Source organism: Rhizorhabdus phycosphaerae (genome assembly GCF_011044255.1).
Taxonomy (GTDB): Bacteria; Pseudomonadota; Alphaproteobacteria; order Sphingomonadales; family Sphingomonadaceae; genus Rhizorhabdus; species Rhizorhabdus phycosphaerae.
Genome location: NZ_CP049107.1, coordinates 3,815,450 through 3,835,452, shown reverse-complemented (window position 1 = coordinate 3,835,452; position 20,003 = coordinate 3,815,450). Strand labels below are relative to the sequence as shown.

16 protein-coding genes are annotated in these 20,003 nt (G+C 66.5%); 9 read left to right on the top strand and 7 right to left on the bottom strand.

Going from position 1 to position 20,003, the window contains the following annotated elements; genetic code table 11:
- Positions 1-42: 42 nt before the first annotated feature.
- Entirely contained in the window at positions 43-2,748 is a 2,706-nt protein-coding gene (locus G6P88_RS17755) for an adenylate/guanylate cyclase domain-containing protein (RefSeq protein WP_165324373.1), read from the top strand.
- 12 nt (positions 2,749-2,760) lie between these two features.
- Here the strand turns inward: G6P88_RS17755 and G6P88_RS17750 are convergent, their stop codons facing one another.
- Positions 2,761-4,554 carry a sensor domain-containing diguanylate cyclase gene (locus tag G6P88_RS17750; RefSeq protein WP_165324372.1) on the bottom strand — a complete coding sequence of 598 codons (1,794 nt, stop codon included), beginning with the start codon at positions 4,552-4,554 and terminating at the stop codon, positions 2,761-2,763.
- 172 nt (positions 4,555-4,726) lie between these two features.
- On the opposite strand from G6P88_RS17750, the gene G6P88_RS17745 reads away from it, so the two are divergent.
- Complete coding sequence (locus G6P88_RS17745; protein WP_165324371.1) at positions 4,727-4,933, top strand: DUF1737 domain-containing protein; 207 nt, start codon at positions 4,727-4,729, stop codon at positions 4,931-4,933.
- A 9-nt stretch (positions 4,934-4,942) separates the two neighbouring features.
- On the opposite strand, the gene G6P88_RS17740 is transcribed toward G6P88_RS17745, so the two are convergent.
- Genes G6P88_RS17740 through G6P88_RS17730 form a run of 3 tightly spaced genes read right to left on the bottom strand, consistent with a single transcriptional unit; the run spans position 4,943 to position 7,939 of the window.
- Positions 4,943-6,004: a phosphotransferase gene (locus tag G6P88_RS17740; protein WP_165324370.1), complete on the bottom strand. Its 1,062-nt coding sequence runs from the start codon at positions 6,002-6,004 to the stop codon at positions 4,943-4,945.
- A complete protein-coding gene (locus G6P88_RS17735; RefSeq protein ID WP_165324369.1) occupies positions 6,001-7,164 on the bottom strand; it encodes an acyl-CoA dehydrogenase family protein in 1,164 nt (387 codons plus the stop codon). The genes G6P88_RS17740 and G6P88_RS17735 overlap by 4 nt, the downstream gene beginning before the upstream one ends.
- A gap of 13 nt (positions 7,165-7,177) precedes the next feature.
- A complete protein-coding gene (locus G6P88_RS17730; RefSeq protein WP_226946629.1) occupies positions 7,178-7,939 on the bottom strand; it encodes an SDR family NAD(P)-dependent oxidoreductase in 762 nt (253 codons plus the stop codon).
- Between the two features lie 60 nt (positions 7,940-7,999).
- Between G6P88_RS17730 and G6P88_RS17725 the strand changes: the two genes are divergently transcribed.
- The gene (locus G6P88_RS17725; protein WP_165325278.1) at positions 8,000-8,680 is read left to right on the top strand and encodes a GntR family transcriptional regulator; all 681 of its coding nucleotides are present in this window, start codon (positions 8,000-8,002) and stop codon (positions 8,678-8,680) included.
- A 15-nt stretch (positions 8,681-8,695) separates the two neighbouring features.
- Here the strand turns inward: G6P88_RS17725 and G6P88_RS17720 are convergent, their stop codons facing one another.
- A complete protein-coding gene (locus tag G6P88_RS17720; RefSeq protein WP_165324368.1) occupies positions 8,696-10,276 on the bottom strand; it encodes a LamG domain-containing protein in 1,581 nt (526 codons plus the stop codon).
- Positions 10,277-10,434: 158 nt separating this feature from the next.
- Here G6P88_RS17720 and G6P88_RS17715 point away from each other — a divergent pair, with 158 nt between their 5' ends.
- On the top strand, positions 10,435-11,448 hold the full coding sequence (locus G6P88_RS17715) for an acyltransferase family protein (RefSeq protein WP_165324367.1): 1,014 nt from the start codon (positions 10,435-10,437) through the stop codon (positions 11,446-11,448).
- Between the two features lie 15 nt (positions 11,449-11,463).
- On the opposite strand, the gene G6P88_RS17710 is transcribed toward G6P88_RS17715, so the two are convergent.
- Together G6P88_RS17710 and G6P88_RS17705 are read right to left on the bottom strand one after the other, a co-directional pair.
- Positions 11,464-11,637 (bottom strand): hypothetical protein, encoded by a 174-nt coding sequence (locus G6P88_RS17710; RefSeq protein ID WP_165324366.1) that lies wholly within the window; start codon positions 11,635-11,637, stop codon positions 11,464-11,466.
- 299 nt (positions 11,638-11,936) lie between these two features.
- Positions 11,937-12,887 (bottom strand): CorA family divalent cation transporter, encoded by a 951-nt coding sequence (locus G6P88_RS17705; RefSeq protein WP_226946628.1) that lies wholly within the window; start codon positions 12,885-12,887, stop codon positions 11,937-11,939.
- A gap of 89 nt (positions 12,888-12,976) precedes the next feature.
- On the opposite strand from G6P88_RS17705, the gene G6P88_RS17700 reads away from it, so the two are divergent.
- The 5 genes from G6P88_RS17700 to G6P88_RS17680 are packed head-to-tail and all read left to right on the top strand — an operon-like array spanning position 12,977 to position 19,920.
- Complete coding sequence (locus G6P88_RS17700) at positions 12,977-14,431, top strand: hypothetical protein (protein ID WP_165324364.1); 1,455 nt, start codon at positions 12,977-12,979, stop codon at positions 14,429-14,431.
- On the top strand, positions 14,428-16,014 hold the full coding sequence (locus G6P88_RS17695) for a hypothetical protein (RefSeq protein ID WP_165324363.1): 1,587 nt from the start codon (positions 14,428-14,430) through the stop codon (positions 16,012-16,014). Before G6P88_RS17700 ends, G6P88_RS17695 begins: the two co-directional genes overlap by 4 nt.
- Positions 16,011-16,523 carry an RNA polymerase sigma factor gene (locus tag G6P88_RS17690; protein ID WP_165324362.1) on the top strand — a complete coding sequence of 171 codons (513 nt, stop codon included), beginning with the start codon at positions 16,011-16,013 and terminating at the stop codon, positions 16,521-16,523. The genes G6P88_RS17695 and G6P88_RS17690 overlap by 4 nt, the downstream gene beginning before the upstream one ends.
- Positions 16,524-16,564: 41 nt before the next feature.
- Entirely contained in the window at positions 16,565-17,527 is a 963-nt protein-coding gene (locus G6P88_RS17685; protein ID WP_165324361.1) for a FecR family protein, read from the top strand.
- Positions 17,500-19,920 (top strand): TonB-dependent receptor, encoded by a 2,421-nt coding sequence (locus tag G6P88_RS17680; RefSeq protein WP_165324360.1) that lies wholly within the window; start codon positions 17,500-17,502, stop codon positions 19,918-19,920. The genes G6P88_RS17685 and G6P88_RS17680 overlap by 28 nt, the downstream gene beginning before the upstream one ends.
- Positions 19,921-20,003: the final 83 nt, after the last annotated feature.

The window sequence follows — 20,003 nt, the reverse complement described above, 5'->3', positions numbered from 1 at the left end:
AGATTGGCAGGGGATGTTGAGGCGCGGAGCCGCATCGTCATCATGACCGAGATGAAGCCCATCGCTCAGGTCGACGGCGCGGCACCCTCGCGACCTTCGGCGCGCGCGCTGTTCTGGCGGCTCGTGTGGCTTTACCAGGGTGGCTGCGCCGCGGCGATCGTCATCACGCTCGCCCTGGTCCTGTTCGGGCTCGAGTTCAGCCTCGACCAATGGCTGATCATGATCGCGATGATGCCCATCGTCGTCGCGATCTACAATCTGTCCGACGTCTATCTGATCGTGCGCCATTACCGGCCGATCGACGCAGCACTGAAGTATCTCGACCAGGGCAGGGCCCCGCCCCGCGACGTGACCGCAGCGGCGGTCGTCCGGGCGCTCAACCTGCCCTTCTACTCTTTCATGCGGGTGACCTTTCTCCATGGCCCGCTGGTGACCGTGATGGTCTGCATTGTCCTGCCGGCCGCCAATCTGATCGTCGATGCGGGCTATGAGACGTGGCAGATCACGGTCTTCGCGGCGACCACGCTGTTCTTCGCCTCGCCGACCCACGCGATCTTCGAATATTTCGGCGTCAGCCGGGCCGTTGTCCCGACCATCGTGCGCCTGTCCGAGGTTCTCGAAGGCGGTTTGCCGCCAGAGCATCAGAGCCGCCTTATTTCGATCCGCCTCAAGAGCAAGCTCCTCTACCTGACGGTCTTCGTCGCCGCGCTGCCGCTGGTGTTCTTCGCGGCTTCGATCATCTTCAAGGTTCAGCGGATGTTCGTGCTCGAGGGCATCGACCCCACGCCTGCGATGATGATGCCGCTCTACATCTGGATCGTCGGCGTGGTGTGCATCTGCATGCTCGGCGGGGTGATGATGGCGCTGCTGACGGCGCGCGAGGTGTCCCGTTCGGCCAGCCGGCTGATCGACGAGATGCGCATGGTCGAACGTGGCGACCTCGAACGGGTCCGGCTGCAGGTGGTCTCGACCGACGAATATGCCGACATCTTTCGCGGCTTCCAGCACATGGTCGAGGCGCTGCGCGAAGAGCAGCTCATCCTTGAGGTCAGCAACGACCTCGCTGGCGAATTGAAGCTCGAAATCCTCATCGCCCGCATCATGCGGACGACCGCCGAGCTTCTCAACGCGGAGCGCTCGACCCTGTTCGTCTACGACAAGAAAACCGACGAGCTTTTTTCGCTGTTCGCCGAGGGCGACCATGTGCGCGAGATCCGTATCCCGGCAAACCGGGGCATAGCAGGCGCGGTGTTCAGCAGCGGCATGGCCGAGAATATCGCCAACCCCTATGCCGACCCCCGGTTCAACCCGGATGTCGACAAGGCCACCGGCTTCGTCACCCGCTCGATCCTGTGCCAGCCGATCTTCGACAAGCATGGCGGGCGGATCGGGGTCACCCAGATATTGAACAAGCGCGATGCGGCGGCCTTCACCGCCAAGGACGAAGCGCGCCTGCGGGCCTTTTCGGCCCAGATCGCCGTGTGCCTGGAGAATGCGCGGCTGTTCGACGACGTGCTCTATATGAAGAACTACAATGAGAGCATCCTCAAGAGCACGTCGAACGCGGTCATCACCTTCGACGACGAGGGGCGGATCGTCACCAGCAACGAGGCGGCCCGCCAGTTGCTCGGAGCCCCCGACGGGCTGATCGGCGTGCCGGCACGCACCGCCTTCGCGGGAAGCAACGCCTGGATCGCCGAGCGGCTGGAGCGAACCGACCGCGATCGCGAAGCCTATCTGGCGGTCGATGCGGAGCTCGTCGGCGCAGATGGCCGCTCCTCGTCGATAAACCTTACCGCCGCGCCGCTGGTCGACGCCAATGAAGCGGTGATCGGCTCGATGCTCGTCATGGAGGACATTACCACCGAGAAGCGCGTCCGCTCGACGATGGCGCGCTATATGTCGAAGGAGGTCGCGGACCAGCTGCTCGAAGCCGGCGAGAGCGAATTGTCGGGCAAGGACCAGACCGTCTCGATCCTCTTTTCGGACGTGCGCGGCTTTACCACCATCGCCGAGCGGATTGGGGCGCGCGAGACGGTGACGATGCTCAACAGCTATTTCACCGAGATGGTCGACGTGATTTTCGCCCATAAGGGCATACTCGACAAATATATCGGCGACGCGATCATGGCGCTGTTCGGCGCGCCCTTCGCCGGTGCCAACGATGCGGACAATGCCGTCGCCGCCGCCAACCAGATGCTCGTCGAGCTTGCCGCGCTGAATCATCGCCGGACGGCCATGGGCGAGCCGCCGATCGACATCGGCCTGGGCATCAGCACGGGCGACGTGATCGTCGGGAATATCGGCTCGATCAAGCGTATGGAATATACCGTGATCGGCGACAGCGTGAACCTCGCGTCCCGTCTGGAGGGCGCGAACAAGGCTTATGGATCGAAGATCCTCTTTTCCGAGTTCACCCATGCGCGGCTCGCCGATCCGCAGCTGGTGCGCGAGATCGACCTGATCCGCGTGAAGGGCAAGGACTTCCCCGTCGGGGTCCATGAATCGCTGGGTTATCGCGCGGGGGAGTTGGATCGCGGCCTCGGGTCCATGCTCGAACATTATGCCGTGGGTCTTGCCGCCTACCGCGCGATGGCCTGGGGCGACGCCGAGCAGGCGTTTCTCAAGGCCCTCGAAGCTCTGCCCGGAGACGGGCCATCGGCGATGTATGTCGAGCGCTGCCGAGCCTTTCTACGGACGCCGCCCAAGGCTGACTGGGACGGCGTGTGGACGCTCACCTCCAAATAGGCCGAGCAGCCATCATGCCGCCGTCGGCAGCACCTCCTCCCGCCGGGCGTCCGCGACCCTGACGCAGTTCCTGCCATCGGCCTTGGCGGCATAAAGGGCGCGATCGGCATCAAGCATGATGCTACCCGCCCGCTGACCGGCAAGGCGTGCCGCGACGCCGCAGCTGATCGAGGGGCTGACCGCCGCCTCTTCCCCGATGTCGACCAGTGCGACCCGCAGCCGCTGCGCGACGCGCCCGCACGCCACCGCCGCCTGTGTCGCCGACTGGCCGGGAAAGAGCAGAACGAACTCGTCCCCGCCGAGACGCGCGCCGATGCAGCCATGCGCGCCCTCCGCCGCGATCGCCCTGCCGAGCTCCCGCAGCACCCGGTCGCCCACGAGGTGGCCATGCGCGTCGTTGACGCCCTTGAAATGATCCACATCGACCAGCGCCAGAGCAAAGGGAGCATCTCCTCCGTTTGCCACCAGCTCGTCCAGTCGATCCATGAATCCGGTCCGGTTCAGCAGACCGGTCAGACCATCCGTTTCCGCGATCTTCGCCATCGCCTGCGCCCGATCTCGATGGAGACTGATGTCGTGAAGCGCCACGACGGTCCCTGCAAAAGCCCCCTCCTCGTCACGTGTCGGACTGATGGTCGCCTCGATCCACATCGCCGGATGGCGACCGGAAAATTCGAGAATGCAGGCCCGCTCGGACGTCTCGGCCTGGTCGATTGCCGATTGCAGCAGCGTACCGCCGCCCGGATGGATGCATCGGGCCGGGCGACCGATCAACGCCGCAGCCGGGGTATCCAGCAGAGCTTCGGCCGCGCCGATGGCATTGCGGCACACCCCCTCGCGATCGAAATGGAGAAGGAGCACCGCAGCCTGCGCGGCTAGCAGGCGGACCGATCTCTCGCTCATGGTCAGCCGCGCGGTGAGGTGCCGCCGTGCCTGGAGTGCAGCGGCAACCGGCATGCCGGTCAGCATGATGACGGCCAGCAAGGATTGGAGAACCGCCGCGCGGACCGCCGGGTCCGGGCTCATCGCCACGATCGGACCGTGACCCGCTGTCGTGGCTGCCGTGCCGATCAGCGCGACCAGCAGCACGATCAGCTTCACGCCCGACATGCCGAGCCGAAATGTGGCGACCAGCACGGGCAGTTCGATCAGGAACAGCACGGGAATGGAGCCGCCCCAGAAGATCAGCGCCGTCAGCCCGGCGGTGGCGCCGAGCAGGAGCGCTGCTTCGACCCGTCGCGGGCCGGCAAGCGTCGCGGCATATCGCCTGAACTCGCCCGACAGCAGCGCGTGAAAGAAAGGCATGCAGATCAGCAGGCCCAGGGCGTCGGCGATAAACCAGGTGCGCCACGCCAGGACGAAGGGCTGCCCATAGATCAAGGCTGCCGTTCCGCCGCCGGTGACCGCACTCACGGCCGGGGCAATCAGGCCTGCCCAGAGCGCGAAGCGCAACACGATCTTCGGATCGTCGGTCGCGCGCAAGGCACCACCCGGGGTAAGCGCCAGCGCGACGATGACGACTTCCGCCAGGTTCGACAGACCGAACAGGATCGGGGCTTGAACATCGCCCCGGGTGACGAGATTGGCTGCCGCATTGGCGAGGAAACCGGCGCCGAGGATGATCGGCCAATTGCGCCGCGGACGCAGCAGCATAAGGGCGACGAGGAAGGCGTTGGCTGGCCAGACGAGCGCGACTTCCAAGCCATAACTGGCCAGATGGATCGTGGCGCCGGCGAGCAGGAAGTAGACGCCGGCTGCCAGCGCGCCATCCTTCCAGACCCTGCCGCTCCCCGTTCCACCATCCATGTCCCGCCCCTGTCTTCCCCTTGTTGAGGAAAGCGTAGGAGGGTGCCTCAGCCGGCAGTATAGGTGTTTTTCCGTAATCGACCCGAAACCACCCCGTTTTTCCGGCGCAGACAGGAGCCGGTCTCGGAGGCGAATGGCTTGCCTGCAGCGCATCCTGTCCTAGAAGGCGGTTATGCTGATCTACCGATTCCTGACCGGCGTCGACGACGCCAGCTTCTGCCACAAGGTGACCAAGGCGCTTTCCGAAGGCTGGTCGTTGCATGGCTCGCCCAGCTATGCCTATGATGCCGGGCGACAGAGCATGGTGTGCGGGCAGGCGGTCGTGCGCGAGGCGCCCGACCAGCCCTATGATCCCGACAAGAAGCTCGTCGACTACTGACCCGCGCGCTCAGTCGATCTGGACGCGCGCGATCCTCGCCAGCTCAGGGAACATCCGCGCCCGTTCCGCCGCCTTGGCCGAAGCCGCCGTGCCGCGGATGACGCGTCCCTTGATCCCGTGGAAGATCGCCGCCAGCCGGAAGAAGTTGAACGCCGTATAGAAGCGATAGTCGGCGATGCCCTCGCGCCCGGTGCGAGCGCAATAGGCCGCGATATACTCCGCCTCGCTCGGGATGTTGAGCGCGGCGAGATCGGCTCCGGCAAGCCCGGCCACGATATGCGGCGGCATGTGGTACATCATCGCGTGGTACGAGAAGTCGGCCAGCGGATGGCCCAGCGTCGACAATTCCCAGTCGAGCACCGCCAGGACGCGCGGCTCGGTCGGGTGGAAGATCATATTGTCGATGCGGAAGTCGCCATGGACGATCGCGATGTCGTCGCCGGCGGGGATATGCGCCGGCAGCCATTCGATCAGCCGATCCATGTCCGGGTCGCGCCCGGCATCGACATCCTCGACATATTGCTTCGACCAGCGGCCGATCTGCCGCTCGAAATAATTGCCCGGCTTGCCATAATCGGCCAGGCCGACGGCGGCGTAGTCGACATTGTGGAGCGCGGCCATCGTCGCGTTCATCGCGTCGAAATAGGCCGGCCGCTCGTCCCGCGACACTTCGGGAATGGTCGCGTCCCAGAAGATACGACCTTCCACCATGTCCATGACGTAGAACCAGGTGCCGATGACGTCGTCGTCGGTGCACAGCGCGTGGACATGGGCAACGGGGAAGCCCCCCTTCGCCAGCCCGCTGAGCACCTTCGCCTCGCGTTCCACGGCATGCGCGCCCTTGAGCAGCTGACCCGGTGGCTTGCGACGGAGCACATAGGACTTGCCCGGCGTCACCAGCTTGTACGTCGGGTTGGATTGCCCGCCCTTGAACTGCTCGACCGTCAGCGGCCCGGAATAGCCGGGCACATGCTCGGCCATCCAGCGCGCGAGGGCCGCTTCGTCGAAGCGGAAGCCTTCGCGGACCGGCGTGGTGCCGCTATTTTCGTCCTGCCCCGTCGCGCCCGTCATGCCTGGTTCGCCTTCGCATGGTCGCGCTTCAGCTTCTTGGCCAGCGACCATTTGTGAACTTCGGTCGGGCCGTCGTAGATGCGGAAGGCGCGAAGCTCGCGGAAGATCTGCTCGACGATGGTGTCGCCCGAAACGCCGGTGCCGCCCATCACCTGCACGCAGCGGTCGGCGATACGGTAGAGCGCCTCGGACACGGCGACCTTGGCCATCGAGCTTTCGGTCGTGCCGAGCGAGCCTTCGTCCAGAACGCTGGCGCACCAGTCGATAATCAGTTCGCACTGACGCAGCTCGATCATGTTCTCGGCGAGCATGAAGCCGACGCCCTCATGGTCGATCAGCTTCTTGCCGAAGGCTTCGCGGCGGCAGGCATAATCGACCGCGATTTCCTGCGCGCGAATGGTGCCGCCCAGCCAGCGCATGCAATGCGACAGGCGCGCCGGGCTGAGCCGGATCTGGGCATATTTGAAGCCCTCGCCGCTCGCGCCCAGCATCTGGTCGGCCGGCACCCGCAGATTGTCGATCGTCACGACGGCGTGGCCGCCCGGCATCGAATTGTCGATCGTGTCGAGGATGCGATCGAGCTTGATCGCGGGGTCGGGCAGATCGACCAGGAACATGCAGGCGCCGTCCTCGGACTTCGCCATGACGATGCCGACCTTCGCGCCTTCGGCCCCGGTGATGAACGCCTTGCGGCCGTTGATCACCCAATGGTTGCCGTCGAGATGGCAGGTCGTCCGCATCATCGAAGGATCCGACCCCGCGCCGCCCTCGGAGGCAGGCTCGGTCATGAAGAAGGCCGAGCGCGCGTCGCCGGACACCAGCTTTTCCAGGAAGCGTTTCTTGAGGTCGGGCGATCCGATCTTGCCGATCAGGTACATATTGCCTTCATCGGGGGCCATGGTGTTGAGCGCGACGGGACCCAGTGGCGACAGACCCGACTTGATCAGGACGATCGCCGTCTCGCGCTGGGTGAGATGCGATCCATCGGGCAGGATATGGGGCGTCATCAGCCCGGCGGCACGCGCCTTCTCGCGCATCTCGAGGACCAACTCCTCGGTGGGCCCATGAGCGGTCGAGCGCGGGTCCTTTTCATAGGGAATGATCTGCTCGCGAACGAAGGCCTCGACCTTCGCCGCGATCGCCTGTGCGCGTTCCGTCATCTTCAGATCTCCTTCAAAGGCCGCTGACTGTGTGACCGCCATCGGCCACGATGACCGAACCGGTCATGTAAGATGAGGCATCCGACGCGAGCAGCAGAAGCGGCCCGTCGAGATCGGACGCAAGGCCCAGTCGACGCTGGGGAACCCGCCGGATCATCGCTTGTCCGGCTTCGGTCGACCAGAGCGACCGGTTGATGTCGGTTTCGATATAGCCGGGACAGATGCAGTTCACCCGGATGCCGAAGCGCGCCAGTTCGAGCGCGGCCGACTTGGTCAGCTGCACGACGGCGGCCTTCGAGGCGGCGTAAGCCGACAGGTGCATGCCCTGCCGCAGCCCCAGGATCGAAGCGATATTGATGATCGAGCCGCCCACGCCACGGGCCCGCATCGCACGCGCCGCCGCCTGCGTCAGAAGAAACATGCCCTTGCTGTTCGTGTCGAGCGTGCGGTCCCAGTCCGCTTCGCTCTGTTCGAGGAAGGGCTTGTCGATCGCGATGCCAGCGTTGTTCACGAAGATGTCGACCTCGGCGAGCAGCGGATCGATGCTGGCAATGCTCGCCGCATCGGCGACGTCGAGCGCGACGGTGTCGCAGCGGCCGCCGGCGCCCCGGATCCGCGCGGCGACATCGGCCAGAGCCGATTCCCGGCGCGCGCCCAGAATCACTTTTGCTCCCGCCTCGGCCAGGGTTTCGGCGAAGTGCGCGCCGAGACCGCCAGAGGCGCCCGTGACGAAGGCCGTCTTGCCCTTCAGTTGCAACAGATCGCTCGCGCCCACCGTCCGACTCCTCTCGATTTCATTCGACTATGGAACAGGATTGTGGAACAATCAATGGTGATGGCTTATCTTTCTTCCAAGGCGCCCGCGCGGCACTGGTCCGGACCCGAACCCTCGGGCGCCGCCCGCAAGGTCTATCTGGGCATCATGCAGGAGCTCGAACGCGGGCGAATGGTGCCGGGCCAACGGCTCGTCGAGACCGATCTGGCGCAGCGCTACGAGGTCGGCCGCAATGCGGTGCGCGAGGCAATGCAACATCTTGCCGTGCGCGGAATCGTCGACCTGAGCCCCAATCGTTCGCCCGCGATCAGGCTGCTCGACCTGGCCGAATGCCTCGAGGTGCTCGAAGTCGCTTCCGCCATGACCCGCCTCGCCGCCCGCGCAGCCGCGCAGGCTTACGACACCACCGCCGCCGCCGGCCTGGAAGCCGCTGTGGAGGACGTGGCCGAAGCCGCAGCTTCTGGCGAAGCCGCCGCGTTCAGCCGGGCGCGCCGCGGCTTCTATCGCTGCCTGCTGGCGATCGGTGGCAACCGCGAACTGCAGCGGCTGTTTCCCGCCATCGCGATGCATATCATCCACGCGCAATATCCCTCGCCCCGCCTGCAGGGCATCCGCCTTGCCGACTATCGCGCGATCGCCGCCGCCGTCACGAGTGGAGACCCCGAGGCGGCGGACCGCGCTGCACTCGACCACGTCGAAATGGTCCGCGCAATCATCCTCGAACTTGCCGACCAGGGCTGATCGCGATAGCCGGGATTATGGCGCGCTGGGCTCGGCGGTTCCGTTGAAGTCGTAGCGCGTCGAGGCGCCCCAATAGCCGAACTCGATCCAGTCGACCGCGACCGGCAGCCTGTAGGCGTCGGGCGCCCCGAAGGCGCCGATCCATGCAGGGCGCCCATAGCCGGCAGGCGCCGTCGCATCGCTATGCCCGACAAGGGTATCATCAACGAACAGGTCGATCCCCCCGGTCCCCGCACTCAGCCGCGCGACATGCCATTGGCCGTCGCTGACCTTGCGCGCGGTCGCAAGCGGAGGCAGTTCGCCGCCGCTGCGCAATCGGCCGTCGGTTTCGACATAGAGATAGCCCCGCCCGGCAGCACCCACCAATATGCCCCGATCGGCTACAGCGCCCTTCCTGATCAGGAAGCGCAGGGTCCAAGACCATTCGCCGCCCGGCGGCTGGACGTCCGGCGAGACGAAGGCCGGGCCACCGGCCAGCGCCTGCGCCCCGGCAAGGGAGGCAAAGCCTGCTCCCTGCGCCAGCCCGACAGCCTCACCGTCGGCGTGCCCGGCGGCCCCGAGGCGCGCAGCATCGCCGCTTTCATCCGCTCCGGCGAAGGCGCGCGCGAAGTGCATCGCCAGCGTCCGCGCGCCCGCATTGGACGGGTGGACGCCATCGACCAGTTCGAGGTCATTGGGCTGCACATAATGCGCTCCCATCGCCCGCGCCGCTTCAAAGCCGGCACGACGTATCCGCTGCCAGTCCTCGGCTTTTCCCCAGATCGTGGCGGTGATGTTCGGCACGGTGGCGATGGCCAGGTCGAACCGGTCGCCGAACGCCGGATTGTGCCGCGCCATGATCGATCGCGCCGCGCGCAAGGACAAGGCGAAGCGTGCCCCCGACATGTGCGTCGCGGCGTCGGTATGACCGATGATGCCGACAGCCGCCTCGAACCCGCCTGTCTGATCGAGCGACGCGATCCAGCGGGAATATTCGCTTGCATCCGGGGCCAGGAAAACAGCGATCGACGTTGCCCCCGTCGCGTGACCGACAAGCGCGGTCGAGACGCCGAGACGCTGCGCCTGTTCCTCGAGGAAGGTGGCCGCGAACGCCGAACCATAGGGGCCGTCGTCCGACACGCGCGCCCAGCGCCCCGGGTGCTGCGCGAGAGCCCGGTCGTTGCTCGTTGCCCAGACGAAAAGGTCGGACGCCGGGCGGATGCCGAGATCTGCCAGCGTTTTGTCGCCCGGCGCGCGGCGGGTCATCAGCACGCCCAGCGACTGGGACGGTGCCTGGACGAAGATCGCGCCCATGTAGAAGGGGGTCTTTCCCTCGACCCACGGCCCCTCCGGCGCGGTCGCCAGATCGAGAAAGAAGCCGCCACGCCGGGCCGCGACCCCCGCGATGCGGACCGTCGAATGCCCGGCACCGGCCAGGGAAATCGCCTGCCAGCCGGGCTGCAAGATCGAGCGACCGTCCAGCGCCCGCGTACGGGCATAGAGCGGTCCGGCGGTAGACAGGTCGACCTCGACCGGGACCGTTCCCTCTCCCTTGCCAAAGGTCCCGCCGGAGGTGGACAGGCGCTGAAAGACGCGACTTTCGGCTGGCTGGGTCATGGCCAGAATAGCCCCGGCCGCTTGCGCAGCGGATAACGGGAGACAGGACGCGGCCAGCAGCGCAAGGCCATGACTCCAGCGCATCGTCCTCCCTTTCCGGCATCGATCCCTGTGCCGGCCTAGTTGACCGCTCCCGGCGTCCGGTGCAAGTCCGGGCCATGGGGCGATTGCAGACGATCGACGCGCTTCGTGGGGTCGCCGCACTGTTCGTCCTGCTCGGCCACGCGGCGACCTTTTTCGACCTGCAGTACATCCCGCGCTTCTGGCTCGCGGTGGACCTGTTCTTTCTGATCAGTGGCTATGTGCTTTCAGCCGTCTACGAGCCGCGCTTTCGCGAAGGATTGACCGTAGCGGCCTTCATGAAGGCCCGCTTCCTGCGACTCTACCCGCTCTATCTCATCGGGCTCGCGCTGGGTGTCGTCAGCGCGCTCGCGGCGCTGGTGCTGAAGCGCGGCGACCTGTCGGCAGGGCAATTCGCCGTTGCCGTCCTGACCGGGGCGCTGATGCTCCCCTCTCCGACCTGGACCGCCGACGACAGCCTCTTTCCGCTCAACTTCCCCGCCTGGTCGCTCTTCTTCGAACTGACCGCCAACCTGGCGCTCGCACTGCTCTGGCGTCGGCTGACCAAGCCAATGCTGGTCCTGATCGTTGTGAGCAGCGCGGCCGGGATGGTCGCCTATGGCGATCCCGGCGCCGGCGAATCCTGGTCGAGCATCGTCGGCGGCTTTCCCCGGGTCGGCTATTCCTTCTTCCTGGGGGTGCTGATCCAACGCCATCGACCGCCAAGTCACAGTCCGGGCTGGCTGCCCTGGCTCGCCGTCGCCGGTGCCGGGGCGGCCCTATGGTTGAGAAGCCTGCCCGGCGGGGCCCTTGCGGACTTAGCGACCGTCTTCCTGGTCTTCCCGACGATCCTGTGGCTGGTGGCGGAACGGCAGCCGAAGCTCGGCCGCTTCGCCCAGGCGCTGGGTGCGATGTCCTATCCGCTCTATGTCATTCACGCGCCGCTGATCTCGATCATCACGCGCGGAATTGTGTTCTTCGGGGCCAAACCCGAGCCCATGGCTCCCTGGCTGGGAATCGCGACCGTCCTGACATTATGTGGGGTCGCGCTGATGCTGGACCGGTTTTACGACCGGCGCGTACGGGCAAAGATACAACATCTGGTTGGATGACTCGGAACGTCGCGCTCAGCTGCGTCCCTGGAGTGCAGCCTCGATCGCCACAGCCTCACGCTCAAGCATCGCCGCCATATCGAGCAGCCGCGCGGCCTCGTCCCGCTCGTCCGCATTGTGAGCGAGCAGCCGGGCCTTCGCAGCCTCGCGCCGCAACCGTGCCGCAGATCCCTTGTCTTTTTCGGCCATTCGCTCAGGCCACTCCGCCATCTGTCGACGAGCCCATGACGGGAGCTCGGCGAAGCATTTGCGGAGAGGCACCGCCCGCACAACGGCAGGCGCGAGCGCGCGAGCGGATGACATCCCCCCTAGTGCGCTCGCTATTCGGTCCCCTCATGCGCATGCGTCTCCCCTGATCGCGCATCCCCTGACACATCTGTTAAGCATGTCCATCGTCCGACACAATCGGTGCTTTGGCCCGTTCTGGACCAAGGTGGTGCAAAAAATGACGGATGTTGTATCTCGACGCCGGTCTGCGGATAGATTGGTCAGCGGCGCATGAAGCCCATCATGCGTAATGCGACATAAGTCGCGCCGGCCGCTGCGAATGCCGTCACCGTGGCAAGCAGCGTGCCATGGCCGGACCCGGACCAGGGCAAGCCCCCCGTGTTCATGCCGAACAAGCCCGTCACGAATGTCGCCGGCAGCAGCAAGGCCGTCATGATCGATAAGATGTACAGATTCTGGTTGGTGCGCTGATCGACCTGCGTATCGATCTCCTCGCGCAGTTGACGCAGCTGGCGTTGAACGCCCAGTGCATCGGCATCGAGCGACTGCAGCCGCTGTGACAGCTTCTCGACAGTGGGCGCCATCTCTTCCGGCAATTCTTCGTCTTCCTCGAGCCGGCGGAAGACGCGTCCCATGCCCTCCACCGTCCGCTGCAGCCGCGCGAGACGACGCCGAATCGCGATGAGGCCGCGGGTATTGGGCGAATTGAGGTCGTCGAGAAAAGCGTCCTCGGCCCGCTGCACGTCGTGGCTCAGGTCGCGGACCTCGGCTGCGACGCCCTCCATGACCGTGGCCGTGAGCAGGTCCAGCGCGTCGGCCGGCTGATCGATCCGCCGCCCCTGCGCCAGCCGGTTGCGGACGATATCGGCGGACCGCATCGGATGGAGGCGCGCGGTTATCATCATCCGCCCGGTCAGCGCGAAGCGGATCGCACCGACCTGCCCGCTGTCGCGACCGTCGAAATCGCGCTCGACGTCATGGACGACGCAGCCCACCACCCCCTCGTCGATCAGCGCGCGCTGGTGATTGTCGCTGCCGATCAGCAACTCCTTCACCTCGTCGGGAAGCTCGGCCTGACGCGCGATCCATTTCGCACTGCCCTGATGCGCCAGGCTCAGATGCATCCAGCGGAAATGCTCGCTGCCCTCGTCGCAACTCTCCACAGCCCGGGCGCGTCCCGTTACCGGGTCGAACTCATACCCCCAGATCAATCCGGGGGTCCCCCCGATTGATAGCGGGGCCGGACCTGTATTTCTGTCAGACGTCATAGCATTTCCCGCGTCGGGCCTATTCCCTTCATATGACATTCTCGCATGATTTCGACCGCTGGCGTTACCGTGCCGTTGCGATAGAAGCAGGCATGCCGCGCCGCCTTCCGCAGCTCCTGCCATCGAACCCGCTTCCCCTGATCCTGCTGGGTTTCGGCTTGCTGGGCCTCGCCCTGCGCATCGCGGCGGCCGCAGGGGACTTTTGGCTCGACGAGGCTTGGTCGGTGCTGTTCGCCCGCGACGCCTCGACCGTGGGCGACGTGCTGTTCGCGATCAACCACGACAATAACCATCATCTGAACACACTCTGGCTGCGCACGGTGGGCTGGACAGCGTCTCCTTTCGCCGGCCGTGCCCTGTCGATCCTGTGCGGGACACTGGCGATCCCGGTGGCGGGACTGATTGCCGCGCGACGCGGCATGGCGGCTGCAGCCTGCGCGGCGGCGTTGTTCGCGCTTTCGCCGATTCTCGTCACCTATGGGTCGGAGGCACGCGGCTATGCGCCGATGCTGCTGGCGCTGCTCGTGTCGATCCTGATCGTCGACCGGCAAATCATGGGGAAGCCCTTCCGGCGGGGCGCCGAATGGTTCGGGCTCGCCGCCTTGGTCGGTATGCTCGCGCATGTCTCGATGCTGTTCGGCGTCGCCGCGCTGGTCGGCTGGATGGCGATCGCCGAAGCCCGAAATGCCCCCCGCCTGGCGGCGCTGCGCACCAGCCTGCTCTTCTCTGCCCGCGCGCTCGCAGCGGTTGCGGTAGTGCTTCTGATGATCTTCGCGGGCGCCTACGCCAGCCCCGAGGGATTGCGCATGGGCAGCGTAACGCCCTTTTCGCTTCTCGCCTTCGTCGACGCCGTCGCGCATATGCTCGCCTATACGCTCGGCTGGCCTTGGCTCGCGGGGTCGTGGATGCTTGCCGCCCTGTTGATTCCCCGCCTTGTGCGGCGCGAGGAGAGCCTGGCCGATCGCCTGCCCTTCTTCCTGCTCGCGATTCTCGGCCTGCCCCTGCTGGTCCTGCTGGTTCAGCCCGACAACAGCGCCTATCCCCGATACTATCTTCTCAGCGCCGTCGGCCTGCTGCTGCTGCTTCCCGAACTTCTCGTCCTGCGGCCGCGCTTCGGCACGATGCTGATGACCGTCGTGCTCGTCGGATCGATCAGCGCCGACATCGTGATCATCGGCAACCGCCGCGCCGACCCGGGGCCCGCGATCGAGGCGATGATCCGGCAGCAACCCGGCGGTGCCTTCGTGCTCCTCGAACATGGCCGCGACGCGGCGGTGCTGCAGACGGCGGCAGGCCGGCGGGGCTATCCGCTGATCCTGAGCGAAACATGCGCCCATGCCGACTTCTACTTCGTGCAGGAACCGCCGGGCGGCGAAGGGTTTCCACTCGCCGCCCTGCGCTGCGGCCGTGCCTTCCAGCCGCTGGCCGGGGGCGTGACCAAGGGTCTCTCCGGCATGGACTGGCAGCTGTACGAGCGCGTGCGATGACGGCGGAGGGCGTGGTGCCGCCATGGTGGACGCGCAGCGGAGTCCTTGTCTTCCTGCTTCTTCTCTCGCTGTTGCCGCTGCTCCAGCCCGGGCTTCCTCCCCTCACCGACCTGCCCGGCCATGTCGCCCGCTGGCATATCGCAACCGCCCCCGACGCGTCGCCCTTGCACCATTATTTCCGCGTGGAATGGGCCTGGGTCGGCAATCTCGGGACCGACCTGCTCGCCGTGCCACTGATCGGATTGTTCGGCCCGGTCGGCGCCGGCCACGCGATCGCGATCCTGATCGTCGCGCTGAACGTCGTCGGGATGATCGCCCTCTCGCGTGCCGTCCATGGGCGCATGGCGGAGGTCGGCCTTTTCGCCTTGCCGCTCGCCTTCGCCTGGCCCTTCCAGATGGGATTCGTCAATTTCGAGCTCGCCCAGGGCGCGGCGCTGCTCGCGCTCGCCGGCTGGATCGCACTGGGCAAGCGGGGCCACGGAACCATTCGCGCCGGGCTGTCGATACCGGTCTCGCTGATTCTGTGGACCTGCCATAGTGCGGGCTGGGGGCTGTTCGGCCTGATGGCATTCGGGGCCGAGATTGCCGCGCGCATCGATCGAGGCGACAGTCTGCCGATCGCCCTGCGCAAGGCCGTGCTCGCCTGCCTTCCTCTCGCCGCTCCGCTTCTGCCGATGCTGCTCGCTGCTCCGCCGGGGGCTGGCGCGAGCGCTTCCGCCGACTGGTTCAATCTGCCCAACAAACTTCTATGGGTCGCTTCCACCTTCCGCGATCGCTGGCAATGGGTCGACCTCGGCTCCCTCGGCGTCATCCTGTTCCTGCTTTACGTCGCCTGGCGCGAACCGCGCCTGCGCTTCTCCCGCCGCCTGCTGTTGCCGGCCCTGTTCGTCGCAATTGCCTTTCTGATCCTGCCGCGACTGATGATGGGGGGCGCCTATGTCGACATGCGGCTCGTGCCGGCGATCTGGATACTGCTGCTGCTATCGGTGGGTCCGGCGGTGGACTTACGGCTGGGCCGGACCCTTGCTCTGGCCGGGCTCGCCTTTCTCGCCGCGCGCACTGTCGCGGTCACGCTATCCTTTGCCGAGCGACTGTCCGAGCGCCGCACCGAACTTCGCCTTATCTCGCACATCCCGACGGGATCGGCGGTTCTGGCGCTCAACTACCGCCCCTGCCTGCGCGACTGGTCCGATGGGCGCGACGACCATCTTCCGGCTTTCGCGATCATCGACCGCGACGCTTTCGTGAACGAACAATGGGCGATAGCGGGCCAGCATTATCTGAAGGTCGCCTATCCCCAGGCCGGCCCCTTTCAGGCCGATCCGAGCCAGCATGTCTATCCTTCGGCCTGCGCCCAAGAGGGGCGAAGCCTGACGCGCGCGCTCTCGACATTTCCCCGCAATGCCTTCGGTCATGTCTGGCTGAACGGAATTCGTCTGAAGGACCCAAGGCGTTTCGGCCTCGAAACCGTCTGGAGAGAGGGGCGATCGACTCTCTACGAAGTCGTTGGCAGCGCAGCGCTGCCCCGTGTAGAGCGCGATCTCCCGGATGCGGGACGGAGAGGCGAGCGAGCGGGGACATGAGCAATACCGGCCTGGAGGCCGTCTTCCTGTCGAACCGGGATAGGCTGCTCGGTTTTCTTCGCGCGCACGGAGCAGGAGACGCTGCAGAGGACCTGCTGCAGGAATTGTGGCTCAAGATATTGGCGGCGCCGACCGGGCCCGTCGCGCAGCCGCTCTCCTATCTGTTCCGTGCGGCCAACAACCTCATGCTTGATCGCTACCGCTCGCAACAACAGGCGACGAAGCGCGACCATGACTGGACCGAGGCCGCCACCACCCTTCCCGGGACGTCCGACGAGCCGTCGAGCGAGAGGCGGCTGATCGCGCGCGAGCAACTCGCGGTCATGCAGCGCGCGATCGATGCGCTGGGCGAGCGTCCTGCCGCGATCTTCCGCCGGCACCGGATCGACGGCATCGGCCAGCGCGACATCGCCCGCGAATTCGGGGTGAGCGTGAGCACGGTGGAGAGTGATCTGCGCCGTGCCTATCGCACGGTGATCGAGACACGGAGGCGCTTCGATGAGGTATGAACCGAACGACTCCGTCCTGTCTGTCGGAGGGCTGCGAGTATATGGCTGAGGACAGGCACGATATGGAAGACGCGGCACTCGACTGGGTGATCCGCCTGCGCGATCCCGGCTTCGAGGACTGGGACGCGTTCGAGGCGTGGCTGTCGTCGGATCCGGCCCATGCCGAGCTCTACCAGCGGCTCGCCGTTGCCGACCAGGATCTCGACGGCGTCCTGCCGTCCGCAGGCGTGCTGCCGATCGAACAACCGGCCGCGCCGAATGTTGTGCCTTTTCCTGTGGAGCGCCCGCGCGACGTCGGTCGCCGCGCCTGGATCGGCGGGGCGATCGCCGCGTCGTTAGCAGTGATGGTCGGCGTCGGCATGGTGGAACGCCAGCCTGCCCTTTATCCGGTCGAGACCGCCCCCGGCACGCGCCGGGTGGTTACGCTCGAAGACGGCAGCAAGATAGCGCTCAATGGCGGCACGCGGATCATCCTCGACCGCAAGGACCAGCGCTACGCGACGCTCGAACGCGGCGAAGCGCTGTTCGACGTCGTCCATGACGACGACGCACCCTTCAAGGTCAAGGTCGGGGACGCGACGCTGGTCGACGTCGGCACGCGCTTCAACGTGCTGCGCGAGGGCGGCGCGACCGCGGTTCAGGTGGCCGAGGGCGCGGTCGTCTACAATCCGGAAACCGAAGCGGTCCGCCTCGACGCAGGCCGCGCGCTGCGCGCGGTCGATGGCGAGACGCAACTGGCGCTAACCGCCGTCACGCCCGATGCCGTGGCCGGATGGCGCGAGGGCCGGCTGATCTACGACGGCCAGACGATGGCCGAGGTCGCCGCCGATCTCGCCCGCTGGTCGGGGCAGACGGTGCGCGCCGATCCCCGTATCGCGGGCCAACGCTTCCGCGGCGTGCTCAGCCTCGCCGATGGCGAGGATATCGTCCGCCTGGCGCCGCTCCTCGAAGTCGATGTCCGCCGCAGCGGTCAGACATGGATATTGGCGCCGCGCACCCCGTGATCCGATCGCTGCCCCTCGCCGTCCTCGCCCTCGCCATCCCGGCCCAGCTCGCGGCTGCGGAGACGAGGGCGCTCGACCTGCCGGCAGGGCGGCTCGGCGAGGTGATCGGCGTACTGGCAAAGCAGACGGGTGCCTCGGTCAGTGTGTCCGACCGCACGATCTGGACGATGCGCGTGGCCGCGCTGCGCGGCCGGATGGATGCGGAACAGGCGCTGAAGACCCTCCTGCGCGGCAGCCGCGCACGCGTCGTTCCGATCGGCGGCAATGCCTTTCGGATCGTCCCCGCAGAGACCGGAAGAGGAGACGCCCGTCCCGGTGCCCCGATGCCCCCGATCGTCACCGAGGACGACCAGTCGATCGTCGTCACCGCATCGAAGCGCGATACGCGGTTGCGCGACTTCGCCGGATCGGTCAGCTTGCTCGACGGCGCCGACCTGACCTTCGGCGGCGAACAGGGGATGGAATCGGTCCTCGCCCGCGTCGCCAGCCTGTCGTCGACGCATCTCGGCGCCGGGCGCAACAAGCTGTTCATCCGGGGCATCGCCGATTCGAGCTTCACCGGCCCGACTCAGGCGACCGTCGGCCAATATCTGGGCGACATGCGTCTGACCTACAACGCGCCCGATCCCGACCTGCGCCTCTACGACATCCAGTCGGTGGAGATATTGGAAGGGCCGCAGGGCACGCTCTATGGCGCGGGGTCGCTCGGCGGGGTGATCCGCGTCATTCGCAACGCGCCGCGCATGGGCGAGACGGGCGCCGCGCTGTCCGCCGGGCTCGCCGCGACCCAGCATGGCGATCCCTCCGGCGATATCGGCGGGATGGTGAACATTCCCGTCGCGGACGACCGGATCGCCTTGCGGGCGGTCGGCTATGGCCTGACCGAAGGCGGCTATATCGACGATGTCTGGCGGCGGAAGCGCGACATCAACCGGACCCGCGTGGCGGGTGGACGGGCGACGCTGCGCTTCGACATGGGCGATGGCTGGACGGTCGACCTGGGCGGCGTCTACCAGGACAATGAGGGGCGTGACGGCCAATATGCCGATCGCGCGCTCGGCGGCCTCAACCGCGCCAGTCGCGTCGCAGGCGGTTTCGACGCCGATTATGGGCTCGGCGAACTGGTCATTTCCAAACAGTGGGACGGGCTCTCCTTCCTGTCCTCGACGGGATATGTCCGCCAGGACCTCCGCGAAAATTACGATGCGAGCGTGATCGGTCAGGACCGGCAGTTCCGCCAGACCAACCGCACCCGCATGTTCGCCTCGGAGAACCGGCTGTGGCGACCGACGCGCGATGGCTTCGGCTGGGTCATTGGCGCCAGCTATACGCACAACCGGACCGATCTCGATCGCGCGCTGGGGCCGGTCGGCCAACCGCTCCCCGTCACCGGCGTCACCAACCGGATCAGCGAATTCACCGCTTATGCCGAGGCGAGCGTCGAGCCGTTGCGCGGCATGACGGTCACCGGCGGCGCGCGCTACACCCGGTCGCGGCTCGGCGGCGGAGCCGAACAGGCGAGCCCGGTCTTCTCACCGACGCTGGAAGCCGCACGCGCCGCCATCGTCGCACGACGGACCGAGGAGCGCGTGCTTCCCTCGGCGTCGATCTCGGCAGCCCTGCTCCCCCGCCTGCTCGTCTTCGCGCGCTATCAGGAAGGCTTCCGCCCCGGCGGGCTCGCGGTCGAAGGCGGCTTCGTGCGGCGCTTTCTCAACGACCGGGTGTCGACGATGGAAACGGGCCTGCGCTACGGCCAGCGCGGGCGCGATCCAATCGACCTGTCGCTGAGCCTCAGCTACACACGCTGGCGCAACATCCAGGCCGATTTCATCGATGCCGGCGGGCTGCCGACCACCGACAATATCGGTGACGGGCGCATCTATTCGCTGAGCGGCGCAATCGGCTGGAGCCCTATCGACAATTTCGTCATCGATGCAGCGGCCACCTACAACAACAGCCGCGTCACCGATCCGTCGACCGCGCTGCTGACGTTGCTCGCAACGGCGCCGGTCAACAGCGCCACAGGCGCGCTGACCGGTGGCCAGGGGCGGATACCCAATGTCGCCCGCTTCACCACCCGGGTCGGCGCCGATTACAAGGTCGCGCTCGACGACCGGCTGGACCTGCGGATCAACGGCTGGATCCGCTATATCGGCAAGTCGCGGCTCGGCATCGGCCCGATTTTGGGCGACCTTCAGGGTGACTATGTCGATACAGCCCTGACGGTGCGGATCGGCCGGCCCGACTTCGGGGTAAGCCTCGGCATGACCAACCTGACGGACGCGATCGGCAACCGCTTCGCGCTGGGCACGCCCTTCGCGATGAACGGTGGCCGGCAGATCACCCCGCTGCGCCCGCGCACCATTCGCATCGGCCTCGATCGCAGCTTCTGAAGCGCCGTGCCGCCCCGTCGCGGCCCATCTTCCTCCCTCCTCACATTTTTCTCCAAGGCTGCGCGCGCGTGTCCCCGTCTTGG

Coding starts and splice junctions, on each gene's coding strand:
- G6P88_RS17725 (WP_165325278.1), top strand. CDS start 8,000: ATGGCTTATCTTTCTTCCAAGGCGCCCGCGCGGCACTGGTCCGGACCC.
- G6P88_RS17690 (WP_165324362.1), top strand. CDS start 16,011: ATGAGCAATACCGGCCTGGAGGCCGTCTTCCTGTCGAACCGGGATAGG.
- G6P88_RS17710 (WP_165324366.1), bottom strand. CDS start 11,637: ATGGCCGAAAAAGACAAGGGATCTGCGGCACGGTTGCGGCGCGAGGCT.
- G6P88_RS17750 (WP_165324372.1), bottom strand. CDS start 4,554: ATGGATGGTGGAACGGGGAGCGGCAGGGTCTGGAAGGATGGCGCGCTG.
- G6P88_RS17720 (WP_165324368.1), bottom strand. CDS start 10,276: ATGACCCAGCCAGCCGAAAGTCGCGTCTTTCAGCGCCTGTCCACCTCC.
- G6P88_RS17735 (WP_165324369.1), bottom strand. CDS start 7,164: ATGACGGAACGCGCACAGGCGATCGCGGCGAAGGTCGAGGCCTTCGTT.
- G6P88_RS17740 (WP_165324370.1), bottom strand. CDS start 6,004: ATGACGGGCGCGACGGGGCAGGACGAAAATAGCGGCACCACGCCGGTC.
- G6P88_RS17685 (WP_165324361.1), top strand. CDS start 16,565: ATGGCTGAGGACAGGCACGATATGGAAGACGCGGCACTCGACTGGGTG.
- G6P88_RS17695 (WP_165324363.1), top strand. CDS start 14,428: ATGACGGCGGAGGGCGTGGTGCCGCCATGGTGGACGCGCAGCGGAGTC.
- G6P88_RS17680 (WP_165324360.1), top strand. CDS start 17,500: ATGGATATTGGCGCCGCGCACCCCGTGATCCGATCGCTGCCCCTCGCC.
- G6P88_RS17715 (WP_165324367.1), top strand. CDS start 10,435: ATGGGGCGATTGCAGACGATCGACGCGCTTCGTGGGGTCGCCGCACTG.
- G6P88_RS17755 (WP_165324373.1), top strand. CDS start 43: ATGACCGAGATGAAGCCCATCGCTCAGGTCGACGGCGCGGCACCCTCG.
- G6P88_RS17700 (WP_165324364.1), top strand. CDS start 12,977: ATGACATTCTCGCATGATTTCGACCGCTGGCGTTACCGTGCCGTTGCG.
- G6P88_RS17745 (WP_165324371.1), top strand. CDS start 4,727: ATGCTGATCTACCGATTCCTGACCGGCGTCGACGACGCCAGCTTCTGC.